This is a genomic window from Bacillus sp. JJ1566 (assembly GCF_036962685.1).
GTDB lineage: Bacteria > Bacillota > Bacilli > Bacillales > Bacillaceae_L > Ferdinandcohnia.
In genome coordinates this window covers 19,197-31,193 of sequence record NZ_JBALOP010000018.1, presented here as the reverse complement: position 1 = coordinate 31,193, position 11,997 = coordinate 19,197, and the positions used below count along the sequence as shown (strand labels likewise).

The following is an 11,997-nucleotide window of genomic DNA, read 5'->3' as shown; positions in this document are numbered from 1 at the left end:
TAAAGTATTGGTGGTAATAAAAGAGAGAAAGCAAATAGAGCGCAAATACATGGAAATGTAAAAGTTACCTGAAAAAATAAGGGCAGATTCGAAATGAATCTGCCTTACAAGGTTTATTTAACATCCATCAGCTTTATTAATATGAAGAGGAGGAGGAACAAGCCATCCTTTTTCTTTGTTAAGGCGTAGTATTCTTGCTCCAAATTGAGCTTTCTTCATATGAAACTGGCCATACATCGTAGCAATATCCTCGCGAATGGATTGTCCAATAATCGAACTACATGCCACTAGACCTACAGCAATGTCAGCGGACACCTTAGCCGCAATTTCAGGGTCTTGAAAACGAGCACCTGGAGGGATGTTTTCAAGGCAAGCATTAGGTCGCTCTGGGGGCGCAGGAGGTAACCCAATCCCATTTTCTTTTAACAAGGTTTCAACCTCTTCAATCTCCAGTTTGATTCCATTTTCAATGATGTCTTCTAATAGTTTCTTTAAATCGTCATCACCGGTATGATTAAGTAAGGTTTGGTAGGCAGAAACCATCCCTTTTGCTGTTAACAAGTGAGACCATACACCAAAAACTTCACCATAATGCATGGGTTCTTCTTTTGGATTTCCACTCAAAATTCCCATCACAAACCTCCTTAAGGGTTTCTTTCTCATGACATCACCTTCTTTTTGAGAAGACATTTCTAGAATCTCCAGACGAAAATGTATTATGTTAAGAATAAAATAACAGAATTATTTGGACTCAAGTCGTATACTTATTGATAAGAAAATAATAATAGAGGTGAATCAAATGAAACTCATTGATATTTCACAGCCTTTAAATCAAACAACACAGGAATGGCCAAATGATCATCCATTTGAATTTGCATTATCATGGTCGATTGAAAAAGCATCAACGGTTAATGTAGGAAAAGTCACAACGAGCACCCATATTGGAACGCATATTGATGCGCCTTACCACTTTGATAATGATGGAAAAAAGGTGCATGAATTAGTGATTGAATTATATGTTGGAAAAGCAAGAGTCATTGAAATATCAGGAAAAAAAGAGATTGGAATCGAGGATCTACAAGGATTTGACTTATCAGGTGTTAAACGATTGTTAATCCGCACAAATTCATGGAAGGATCGAACTAAATTTCCAACTTCTATTACAAGCTTAAAACCTGAAGTCGCTTCATTTTTGGCTGGAAAAGGGGTTCAATTAGTCGGCGTCGATACGCCATCTGTCGATCAGTTAGATAGTAAAGATTTACTAGCCCATCATCATTTACATAAAAATGGCATATATATTCTTGAGGGGATTGTCTTAGATGAAGTGGAACTAGGTGATTATGAATTGATTGCACTGCCACTATCCATTGAAGGGGCAGATGGGAGTCCAGTACGTGCAGTATTAAAAAACATATAGGGGAACAACGAAAATCCATTGTCAAAATAACAATGGATTTTTTTAAAATCTCTAGGGAAGGAGGAATCACATTATTAACAAGCAACAGGTATGAGATCGCTCTTATTTACGAGCTCTACCTTGAAGAGTAATTCCATTTGTTTGATCTCATACATTCCATTTTCATAAACGTAAAGAACTTCATATAAATCGTTATTATAGACAACCTTATCACCTTGTTTCATGGAATACCTCCTAATCAATGGCTTATCCCTAGTGTAATATAATGAAATCCCTTCATCTATACTCCTTTAGTTATATTGTAGTAGATAAAAATGATGATTTTTTGTAATAAATTCCATTGGAGTGGTATAGACAACTAAACCCCTGGGTGTTAAAATGAGTTGCGGTAAGTATTCTGCCTATTTTTTTGGTTACACTAACGTGTAAGCGTTGCCTGTTTAAGAAATCATATTGATAATTTTTGAAGTTAGAGGACCAAAGAATAGAAGGAAAATACAAATTATAGGAGGAATAACATTATGATGAAGTATCTTCAAAAAATTGGTCGCTCATTGATGTTACCTGTTGCAGTATTGCCAGCAGCAGCTATTTTAATGGGTATCGGTTATTGGATTGACCCTGTTGGATGGGGTGCAGACAATGCGGTAGCGGCGTTTTTAATTAAAGCAGGATCTTCAATTATTGACAATATGTCAATTTTATTTGCGGTCGGTGTTGCATTGGGGATGTCAAAGGATAAAGACGGATCTGCTGCATTAAGTGGTCTCGTTGCATACCTCGTTATTACAACATTACTTGGTACAAATACAGTTGCAATGCTTCAAGGGGTGGACCCAGGAGAAGTGAATGCAGCTTTCGGAAAAATTGGAAACCAATTTATCGGTATTCTCTCAGGTTTAGTTGCTGCAGGAATGTACAATCGTTTCAGTGAAGTACAATTGCCAGATGCCTTAGCATTCTTTAGTGGAAAACGCTTAGTACCAATCATGACATCTGTAGCGATGATTGTTGCTTCTGCAATTCTATTCTTTGTATGGCCAGTGGTTTATACAGGCTTAGTATCATTCGGTAAAGGAATCAGTGAGTTGGGCTCTATCGGTGCTGGACTTTACGGATTCTTTAACAGACTATTAATTCCAACAGGCTTACACCATGCTTTAAACTCAGTATTCTGGTTTGACGTTGCAGGTATTAACGATATCGGGAACTTCTGGTCAGGAAATGGAGAAAAAGGAATCACTGGTATGTATCAGGCTGGATATTTCCCAATTATGATGTTTGGTCTACCAGCTGCTGCACTTGCGATGTATCACACAGCAAAAACAGCTCGTAAAAAACAAGTTGCATCTTTAATGATGGCAGCAGGTTTTGCGTCATTTTTCACAGGTGTTACAGAACCACTTGAATTTGCATTCATGTTCGTTGCACCAGCATTATATGTTGTTCACGCAGCATTAACAGGTATTTCATTATTTATCGCATCAACTTTTCACTGGACCGCAGGTTTCGGATTCAGTGCAGGGTTAGTTGACTTTGTTTTAAGTTCACGATTACCATTAGCCAATATGCCGTATATGCTATTGCTGCAAGGTTTAGTGTTCTTTGTTCTTTACTATTTAATCTTCCGTTTCTTAATCACAAAATTCAACATCAAAACTCCTGGTAGAGAAGATGATGTTGAAGAAGGCCAAGCTATTCAAACAGATGGAAAAACAAGATTCGCTAATATGGCTGCTCAAATTTATGAGGGCTTAGGTGGAGATGAGAACGTAACATCAGTTGATAACTGCGTAACTCGTCTACGTCTAGAAGTGAAAGATATGGATAAAGTTGATCAGAAAAAAATTAAAGCAACAGGTGTTCCAGGAATCAATGTTGTTGGTAAAAACAGCATTCAAGTTATTGTTGGAACAAACGTACAATTCGTTGCAGACGAGGTTCATAAAATTCGTAAAGAGAAGTAAGAAGTTAGGGGGACTGTCCATAAAGGGGCGGTCCTTCTTTTATTTATTAGCTTCAGGCGCCATCGGCTCTATGGTCTAGCCAATCGCTTCGGAAGGTAAAATGCACCTTCTGTCAGTGCTCGTCATATGCATGACTTGCACAGGACAAGGAAGGCTTCGGGAGCATAATCATCGCACGAAGAAAATGCATAGCATTTTCGAGGATGTGCTGACATCGATGTTTGCCACAGGACGTGGCGGTAGTTAGTCGATGTTCCTTAATCAGGGCGCCTTGCACTTTTCTAATTTACATGGGAAACACAATAATTTTATAATAAGAGGGGAAAAGTAAGGTAAAATAACAAATTATTATAGTGGTATAGACAACTAGCTTTCATAAAAGATATACTTAATGAAGAAACATAAAAGGAGTCTTTGATATGTTTATAACAAATCTGACTATATTTTCCGAAGAAGGTATCATTGAAAAAGGATTTATTGAAATTGATGGAGAAAAAATAAAGAGGGTTGGCCAAATGGCTGATCTCCCAGCAAGTGATAAAGACGAAGTCATCAACTTTGATGATTCCTACTCACTCATTCCAGGCATGATTGATCTACATATTCACGGGGCTAGCGGTGCTGATGTAATGGATGCAACCCCTGAGGCACTAGAAACAATGACAAAAGTACTTCCAAAGGAAGGAACAACAAGCTTTCTTGCAACAACAATGACAAAGACAAAAGAAGATATTGAAAACGCAATCAGCAATATTGCTGATTTTATTCCAAAGCAAAATGTTGGGTCTGCAGAAATTTTAGGGGCACATTTGGAGGGACCATTTTTATCTCCGAAAAGAGCAGGAGCACAGCACCCGGATAATATTATTAACCCAGATGTGGAGCTGTTTAAAAAATGGCAATCATTATCAGGCGAAAATATTCGTCTTGTGACATTAGCACCTGAGGAACCGGGAGGGCTTGAACTAACAGCTCATTTGAAAAATACAGGCGTCGTTGCCTCCATTGGTCACTCAGACGCGGTGTACGATGAGGTTAAAGCAGCAATAGAAGCAGGAGCGACCCATGCTACGCATTTATTTAATGGTATGCGCGGAATTCATCATCGGGAACCAGGTGTAGCTGGTGCTGTTCTTTTACATGATGAAGTAAAATGTGAAATGATTGTCGATGGAATTCATATCGCACCTAAAATGGTGAAGTTTGCTTATAAAAATAAAGGAAGCGAGGGCTCCATTCTTGTAACTGATGCAATGCGTGCAAAATGTCTTGGTGCGGGAATGTACGACCTAGGTGGTCAAGAGGTCATTGTGAATGAAGAAAGAGCTGTATTAAAAGATGGAACCTTAGCGGGAAGTATTTTAAAATTAAATGATGCGGTTCGAAACATGATGAAATTCACTGATTGTTCTCTTCAAGACATAACTGAAATGACAGCCGTTAACCCAGCAAAGCAAATCAATATGTTTGACCGAAAAGGAAGCATTAAGGCTGGTAAGGATGCAGATCTTGTAATCGTGAATGACCAATTAGAGGTAATCATGACATTTTGTCGTGGAAAGCTTGCTTATTCAAATCAGGAGGGATATTAAATGAAAGTTGTAGCTGTAAAGGATTTTAAGGAAATGAGCCAAATGGCCGCAGCCATGATTTCACATCAAGTAAAAGAAAAGCCAAACTCCGTATTAGGTCTTGCAACTGGTGGTACTGTGGTGGGTACATATGAAGAGCTAATTAAGGATCACGGGCAAAATAAGACATCATATGAAAACATCCAGACTGTGAATCTTGATGAATATTTAGGAATTGCAAAGGACCATCCAAATAGCTACCATCATTTCATGATGGAAAATCTTTTTTCACATATCAATATAAATCCAGATAATATCCATATTCCAAATGGATTGGCAAATAATTATGAAGAGGAAAGTCAAAAATATGAAAAGGTCATTTCGGATATAGGCGGAGTTGACCTTCAATTACTCGGAATAGGGGTAAATGGGCATATCGGCTTTAATGAACCAGGTACACCATTCGATTCAGCAACCCATGTTGTCGAGCTTGAAGAATCTACACGACAAGCAAATATGCGTTTTTTCAATAGCATTGAAGAAGTTCCAACACATGCTGTAACAATGGGAATCTCTACAATTATGAAAAGTGAAAAAATCCTATTGCTCGTTTCAGGAAAAACAAAGGCAGAAATCCTTGAAAAAGTGATAAACGAGGGCATCACTGAATTGATTCCAGCTACTGTGTTAAAGAATCATTCTGACGTAACGATTATAGCGGACGAAGAAGCACTTTCATTAGTAGATGATGAAAAAAAGAGGGGCTTTGCTCGTGATAAAGAAGAATTCACCAGTACCTATTTACTTTCAAATTGAGCAGCAAGTTCGTGAAAAAATCGAAAAAAAAGAGCTGAAGCCTGGTGACATGATTCCATCTGAAAGAGAATTTGCGGAAAAGTACCAAATCAGTAGAATGACCGTAAGACAAGCTATTAATAATCTTGTGAATGAAGGTTATTTACAAAGAGTTCGTGGAAAAGGGACCTTTGTGGCAGTGAAAAAATTCGAAAAAAATGTTCAGAAATTAACGGGCTTCTCAGAGGACATGCGTTCAAGAGGGCTTGAACCAGAGACACGTGTTCTAAGCTTTATCGTAATAGAAGCAGACTCGTTAATCGCCTCACGCCTTAAGGTGGAAGAAAAGGCCAAGGTATACCAAATTGAGCGATTGCGGCTTGCAGACAAAGAACCGATTGCCTATGAGGTATTTTATATGTCGGCAGATCTTGTACCTGATCTAACATGGGAAGAGGCGGAACGCTCCATTTTTAAACATGTCGAAGAAAAAGGACTCTATATAGTATCCGGGGTACAGGAAGTGGAGGCAATTACCGCCCACAAGCGTGAGGCGTCTATCTTGGGGATTAAGGTGGGGGCACCTATCCTTTATATCCAACAAGTTTCACAGCTTGAGGAACAGCAACCCCTCGAGTATGTAAAATCCTATTACCGTGCTGACAGATATAAATATAAGGTAGAAATGGTTCGAACTTAGAGATTAGGAGGTATCATCATGAAACGACTTTTAGATTGCACAGCCTCAGATTTTAAAAAAATGAATGGACAAGAACTTAAGCAATCCATTAAGGCTTCTGAAGGAAGGGTTATTTTATCAGAAGTAATTGGTTCTTTTCAGCCAGTATATCCAGCGGTGACGAATGCGGAAATGGCGTCAGCATTTGGCGCCGATCTTTTAATTTTTAATTACTTTGATGTCTTTTCTCCTTTTGTGGAGGGCTTTCAAGCAGCGGAGGGTGAATCCATTGTTGAAAAGCTAAAGGAGCTCACCGGCAGACCAATTGGTTTAAATTTAGAGCCTGTTGACCCAAATGCCGAGCAACTTGAAAAATTAACTCAACTTCCGAAAGGGCGTTTGGCAATCGAAGAATCCTTAAGTGAAGCGAAAAAGCTTGGATTTGATTTTGTTTGCTTAACAGGAAACCCGAAAACAGGTGTTACAAATGATGAAATTGTCGTGGCGATTAAGAAGGCTCGAGAAGTGTTTGGAAGTGAGGGTCTTATTATTGCTGGAAAAATGCATGGTGCAGGAGTTGCAAATGAATCCGGTAGTGACATCATTTCAGAGACGGCACTAGCAAGCTTTGTTGATGCGGGGGCGGATGTCATTTTAATGCCAGCACCGGGGACCGTACCGGGAATCACTCCCCAAACAACAGAAAAGAATGTCCGTTTTGTGCATTCAAAAGGAGCATTGGCGATGCTTACAATTGGTACAAGCCAAGAGGGAGCGGATGAAGCAACCATTCGTCAAATCGCGTTAACAAGTAAAATGGCAGGTGCAGACATCTACCATATTGGAGATGCGGGTTATCACGGCATCGCAATTCCTGAAAATATTATGGCTTATTCAATCGCTATTCGTGGAAAACGCCATACATATGTGCGCATGGCAGCATCAGTCAATCGCTAAAAAAGGAAAGGAGACGGGGTTCCAAATACATCGAAGTATTTGACCTCATCTCCTTTTTTTGAGTCGTTTACGACCCCTTATGACCTGCAATAAAATAAAACCAATCACGGCTCCAACCGTATTTAAAATAATATCATCCACATCAAAGCTTCCAAGCTTACTAAAAAGCTGAAGGACTTCTAGCGAAAAAATTCCGATAACAAACGCAAAGAGGAACAAAAAGAAATGAGAAAGCTTTGGAAATAGTATCGGAAGTACGATCCCAAAGGGTATAAAAACGCCAATATTTCCTGCAATATTAATGATCCAGATGTAAAAAGGAAAATGATCATAATACGTAAAATAATTTTTAATCGTCGAAAAAGGCGTTAGGTTATACCGGAATTCCCCTCCCTTTGTCCGGAAATAGGCAAAAAACATCCAATATATTAGAAATAGTGAATAGGTGATGAACACCGTACCAGCCACAAATCGTTTTACAGCTTGCCCCAATTTTATAGATTCCCCAATCCCTAAAACATTTTACTTATTTACTCTACCGTAAAAAGGAGGCAATGTCACATGAGATTTTTGGTTTCCTCCACATTAGATTATAATAGGAAAATAACGTGTATGAAAAGGGATGTTGAAAATTGGATACAATTACAATACTTCAAATCGGATTAGGAATAATCTTCATATTTTTAGTTTACGATACCTTCAAGCCTGTTAAAAACCTAGAACAATTATCAGAAGTAGATTTTAAAGAAAAAATGAAAAAGCCCAAACAAATTGCACTCATTGATGTGCGTAATCCTTATGAATACCAAACAAATCATATTAAAGGCGCTATTAATCTTCCTTTAGCTAAAATAAGACGCAACAAGGTAGATATCCCAACTGATAAGGACATCATTTTATATTGCCAAACAGGGATAAGAAGCAAGCAAGCGGCAAAAGTCTTACGAAGAAGGCATAAGAATTTGCCATTATCCCACTTGAAGGGTGGCCTTTATAGCCTAAAAATACAAGCCGCTTCGGGACAAAGGAAAAAGTAAAATGGACAACCCCTACTAGGGGAAAACCATCACGTTTGACTGTACGGTTCATAGTACATATAATAGAAGAATAGAAGTCTGATAGAAGGGGTGATGTCGTTGGGAAGTTATACCGTATTGGAGAATTAGCAAAAGAAGCAAATGTATCAAAACGCACGATTGATTATTACACACAGCTTGGTATTTTAACTCCTGAACGATCAGACTCGAACTATCGATTCTATAGTGACGAGGCGGTGGAGACACTTCATCTCGTTTCCCAGTATAAGGAGTTAAACATCCCTTTACTGGAAATCAAGGAAAAGGTAGAACTTTTTCACACAAATCGTGTAGAGAAAGAGAAAGTCTTGAAATACACACAAGATCTTTCAAAGCGAATGGAATATTTAGAATCAGAACTTAAAGAAATCAAGCCAATGCTCGAGTCTCTTACAGAAGAACAACAAAAATCTGTGATGAATAAGATGTCCACACAAAGCATGGCACTCGCAAAATTAATTATGGTTCTTTTTACTTGAATCAAAGAATCATATAGTTATGAAACTTACAGAATAAAAATTCATTCTTAAAGAATAAAAAATCCTTGTCATAAATACTTTGTATAAATAACATAAAAAACTTACCTATTTAGGAGGTGGAATCCTTACTCGTTTCGGGCGTGTAAGGAAACTATTTGGAGATATTTAATTTAGTCATGGTTGCAATTTTGATTGCGTTAACTGCCTTTTTCGTGGCGTCGGAGTTTGCGATTGTAAAAATAAGAAGTACTCGTATCGACCAACTCGTACAAGAAGGGAATAGAAGCGCAATTGCTGCTAAGACTGTCATCTCAAACCTGGATGAATACCTGTCTGCGTGTCAGTTAGGTATTACAGTAACAGCCCTAGGACTTGGTTTTCTTGGAGAAACCACATTTGAGGCGTTACTTCATCCGATACTCGGTATGTTTAATATACCAGCTTCATTTTCAACTCTTTTATCGATCACTTTAGCGTTCTTGATTATTACATTTCTACATGTAGTTGTCGGGGAGCTTGCACCGAAAACGATCGCCATTCAAAAGGCAGAAAGAGTTACCTTGTTTTTTGCGAGACCATTAATCTTTTTCTATAGAGTGATGTATCCATTCATTTGGGTATTAAACGGTTCTGCTCGCTTGTTAACTGGATTATTTGGCTTTAAGAGAATATCAGAACACGACATTGCCCACACAGAAGAAGAATTGAGACTTATTTTATCTGAAAGCTATAAAAATGGTGAAATTAACCAATCTGAATATAAATACGTTAATAATATCTTTGAATTTGATGAGAGCATCGCAAAGGAAATCATGGTACCACGTACGGAGATCATCGCCCTTGATAAGGAAAAATCAGTCCAAGAGATATTGACGATTATGACGAGTGAGAAATATACACGTTACCCAGTCGTTGACGGGGATAAAGACCATATTATCGGCTTGATTAACTTAAAGGAACTGCTCACTGATGTTGTGACAGGTTCAGGTGCACATGAAAAAACAATTGAGGATTATACAAGACCAATTATTCATGTAATCGAGTCAATCCCAATTCAAGAATTATTAGCAAAAATGCAAAAAGAACGAGTTCACATGGCGATTTTAATCGATGAATATGGTGGAACCTCTGGACTGGTGACGGTTGAGGATATCATTGAAGAAATTGTTGGGGAAATCCGCGATGAATTTGATACGGATGAAAAACCAGCAATCCAAAAAATTAACGACACCACCACCATCTTAGATGGTAAGGTCTTAATCGGTGAAGTCAATGGCTTGTTTGGATTACAAATTGACGATACGGATGTGGATACAATCAGTGGTTGGATTTTAACCGAACAAATTGACGTCCGCCCTGGAGACAAAATTCCGTACGGGGATTATGAATTCAGAATCATCGAAATGGATGGCCACCATATCAAATCACTTGAAATCAAAAAAATCATTCAACAAGAACAGATTATTACCATTGGCCAGAGCGCCAGCGCACTTGAATAAAAATGCAAAAGCCTTGACGGTATCCGCCGTTGAGGCTTTTTTGGTAACTGAAAAATTAGTAACGCGCAATTATTGAAACAAAGACGCAAATGCCCCGGTGACGACGCAAAAATCCCAGTGACGACGCAAATTCCCCCGTGTAAGACGCAATAACCCAAATAAATACGCAATTATCAAAGCTGTATAAGCCAATTTCGTATTTCAATGTATATCGATTACACTGTCACCACCCGAAAGTCTTGTTTAATTTTTAATTCCAAAATTTTGTTCCAAGCCTAGACAGACACTATTCTAAACATATGTAATAAATTATAGAAATGTTATGTAATTGTTATATAATATAAACGCGTTAATGTTAAAATAAAGGGTATATTGATTTTTTAGGAGGAAGCTTAATGAAAGTCAAACTAGGCTTGCTATACGGAGGGAAATCAGCTGAGCATAAGGTTTCCTTGCAAACTGCATTAGCTGTAATCAAAGCATTAGATCACTCAAAATATGATATTCATCCCATTTATATATCGGAACAAGGCGAATGGATTCGCGGAAACCAATTGACAGGTCCTGTCGATGACGTAAAGAAACTAGTTCTGAAAGAGGAGGGAACTCCGATTTCACCGGTTTCTTTAAATGCAGAGCTTTTCCCTGCACAGCAATCAGAACAACAGGAAACGATTGACGTGGTGTTCCCATTATTGCATGGACCAAACGGAGAAGACGGAACCGTTCAAGGACTACTAGAGCTAGTAAACATACCTTATGTCGGTAATGGTGTACTTGCTTCATCTGCAGGAATGGATAAAGTAATTATGAAAAACATCTTCGGTCAAGCGGGACTGCTTCAAGCCAAATATGTTTCCTATATTCGAAGTGAATGGAAACAAAATCCGGAAGAAGCTTATGCGAAGGTCGAAGAAGAACTGGGCTATCCATGCTTTGTCAAACCTGCAAATCTTGGTTCAAGTGTTGGTATCAGCAAAGCAACAAACCGCGAAACCCTTGAAAAAGCGTTTGAAGAAGCATTTATGTTTGACCGTAAAGTCATCATTGAAGAAGCAATTATTGGCCGCGAAATCGAAATCGGTGTTCTTGGAAACGATAATCCAAGCTGTTCAGTTGTTGGCGAAATCGTACCGAAAAAGGATTTTTACGACTACAAGGCAAAATATGAAGACGGTGATACGGCCCTTATTATCCCAGCTGATATTACTGATGAGCAATATGAAACCGTCAAAACAGAAGCCATCAAAGCATTTAAAGCACTGGATTGCTCAGGATTAGTGAGAGCTGATTTCTTCTTAACAAAAGAAGGAGAAGTCATCATTAATGAAGTCAACACAATGCCTGGATTTACACCATTTAGCATGTTCCCGTTACTATGGCAGGAGGCTGGTGTTAGCTATCCAGAGCTTATTGAAAAGTTAGTTGAGCTTGCGATTGAGCGCCATACGGAAAAACAAACAATCAAATTCACTATTTAAACTTTATTAAGCAGAGGTTCAAACCTCTGCTTAATAAAGTAAGCCTCCGGTGGATGCCACGATTTTTCAAAGG

The 11,997-nt window shown here is 38.4% G+C and carries 13 protein-coding genes; 10 read left to right on the top strand and 3 right to left on the bottom strand.

Annotated features, from left to right (window positions below):
• Positions 1–117: 117 nt before the first annotated feature.
• Positions 118–633: a DUF3231 family protein gene (locus V7112_RS09315; RefSeq protein WP_335418127.1), complete on the bottom strand. Its 516-nt coding sequence runs from the start codon at positions 631–633 to the stop codon at positions 118–120.
• A gap of 166 nt (positions 634–799) precedes the next feature.
• Between V7112_RS09315 and kynB the strand changes: the two genes are divergently transcribed.
• Positions 800–1,420, top strand: coding sequence for an arylformamidase (gene kynB, locus V7112_RS09310; protein ID WP_335418124.1), 621 nt, complete (start codon positions 800–802; stop codon positions 1,418–1,420).
• A 74-nt stretch (positions 1,421–1,494) separates the two neighbouring features.
• On the opposite strand, the gene V7112_RS09305 is transcribed toward kynB, so the two are convergent.
• Entirely contained in the window at positions 1,495–1,644 is a 150-nt protein-coding gene (locus V7112_RS09305) for a hypothetical protein (RefSeq protein WP_335418122.1), read from the bottom strand.
• 297 nt (positions 1,645–1,941) lie between these two features.
• On the opposite strand from V7112_RS09305, the gene nagE reads away from it, so the two are divergent.
• The 5 genes from nagE to V7112_RS09280 all read left to right on the top strand — a co-directional run bounded on the left by nagE (position 1,942) and on the right by V7112_RS09280 (position 7,389).
• Positions 1,942–3,387, top strand: a complete 1,446-nt coding sequence (nagE, locus tag V7112_RS09300) for an N-acetylglucosamine-specific PTS transporter subunit IIBC (RefSeq protein ID WP_335418120.1) — start codon at positions 1,942–1,944, stop codon at positions 3,385–3,387.
• A gap of 419 nt (positions 3,388–3,806) precedes the next feature.
• Positions 3,807–4,979, top strand: coding sequence for an N-acetylglucosamine-6-phosphate deacetylase (gene nagA / locus V7112_RS09295; protein WP_335418116.1), 1,173 nt, complete (start codon positions 3,807–3,809; stop codon positions 4,977–4,979).
• Positions 4,980–5,774 carry a glucosamine-6-phosphate deaminase gene (gene nagB, locus V7112_RS09290; protein WP_335418113.1) on the top strand — a complete coding sequence of 265 codons (795 nt, stop codon included), beginning with the start codon at positions 4,980–4,982 and terminating at the stop codon, positions 5,772–5,774.
• Entirely contained in the window at positions 5,731–6,453 is a 723-nt protein-coding gene (locus tag V7112_RS09285) for a GntR family transcriptional regulator (RefSeq protein ID WP_335418111.1), read from the top strand. Before nagB ends, V7112_RS09285 begins: the two co-directional genes overlap by 44 nt.
• A gap of 18 nt (positions 6,454–6,471) precedes the next feature.
• Positions 6,472–7,389: a DUF7916 family protein gene (locus V7112_RS09280; protein WP_335418109.1), complete on the top strand. Its 918-nt coding sequence runs from the start codon at positions 6,472–6,474 to the stop codon at positions 7,387–7,389.
• A 45-nt stretch (positions 7,390–7,434) separates the two neighbouring features.
• Here V7112_RS09280 and V7112_RS09275 read toward each other — a convergent pair whose 3' ends face one another.
• Positions 7,435–7,881, bottom strand: coding sequence for a VanZ family protein (locus V7112_RS09275; protein ID WP_335418107.1), 447 nt, complete (start codon positions 7,879–7,881; stop codon positions 7,435–7,437).
• A 140-nt stretch (positions 7,882–8,021) separates the two neighbouring features.
• On the opposite strand from V7112_RS09275, the gene V7112_RS09270 reads away from it, so the two are divergent.
• From V7112_RS09270 to V7112_RS09255, 4 genes are all read left to right on the top strand, one after another.
• Positions 8,022–8,426 (top strand): rhodanese-like domain-containing protein, encoded by a 405-nt coding sequence (locus V7112_RS09270; protein ID WP_335418104.1) that lies wholly within the window; start codon positions 8,022–8,024, stop codon positions 8,424–8,426.
• A gap of 116 nt (positions 8,427–8,542) precedes the next feature.
• Positions 8,543–8,944 (top strand): MerR family transcriptional regulator, encoded by a 402-nt coding sequence (locus V7112_RS09265; protein ID WP_335418255.1) that lies wholly within the window; start codon positions 8,543–8,545, stop codon positions 8,942–8,944.
• Positions 8,945–9,099: 155 nt separating this feature from the next.
• Positions 9,100–10,443, top strand: coding sequence for a hemolysin family protein (locus tag V7112_RS09260; RefSeq protein WP_335418102.1), 1,344 nt, complete (start codon positions 9,100–9,102; stop codon positions 10,441–10,443).
• 395 nt (positions 10,444–10,838) lie between these two features.
• On the top strand, positions 10,839–11,924 hold the full coding sequence (locus V7112_RS09255; protein WP_335418101.1) for a D-alanine--D-alanine ligase: 1,086 nt from the start codon (positions 10,839–10,841) through the stop codon (positions 11,922–11,924).
• Positions 11,925–11,997: the final 73 nt, after the last annotated feature.

What these genes read in the sequence shown, in the direction of transcription:
- V7112_RS09255 (WP_335418101.1), top strand. Translation starts at nt 10,839, where the DNA reads ATGAAAGTCAAACTAGGCTTGCTATACGGAGGGAAATCAGCTGAGCAT.
- kynB (WP_335418124.1), top strand. Translation starts at nt 800, where the DNA reads ATGAAACTCATTGATATTTCACAGCCTTTAAATCAAACAACACAGGAA.
- V7112_RS09280 (WP_335418109.1), top strand. Translation starts at nt 6,472, where the DNA reads ATGAAACGACTTTTAGATTGCACAGCCTCAGATTTTAAAAAAATGAAT.
- V7112_RS09315 (WP_335418127.1), bottom strand. Translation starts at nt 633, where the DNA reads ATGGGAATTTTGAGTGGAAATCCAAAAGAAGAACCCATGCATTATGGT.
- nagB (WP_335418113.1), top strand. Translation starts at nt 4,980, where the DNA reads ATGAAAGTTGTAGCTGTAAAGGATTTTAAGGAAATGAGCCAAATGGCC.
- V7112_RS09305 (WP_335418122.1), bottom strand. Translation starts at nt 1,644, where the DNA reads ATGAAACAAGGTGATAAGGTTGTCTATAATAACGATTTATATGAAGTT.
- nagE (WP_335418120.1), top strand. Translation starts at nt 1,942, where the DNA reads ATGATGAAGTATCTTCAAAAAATTGGTCGCTCATTGATGTTACCTGTT.
- nagA (WP_335418116.1), top strand. Translation starts at nt 3,807, where the DNA reads ATGTTTATAACAAATCTGACTATATTTTCCGAAGAAGGTATCATTGAA.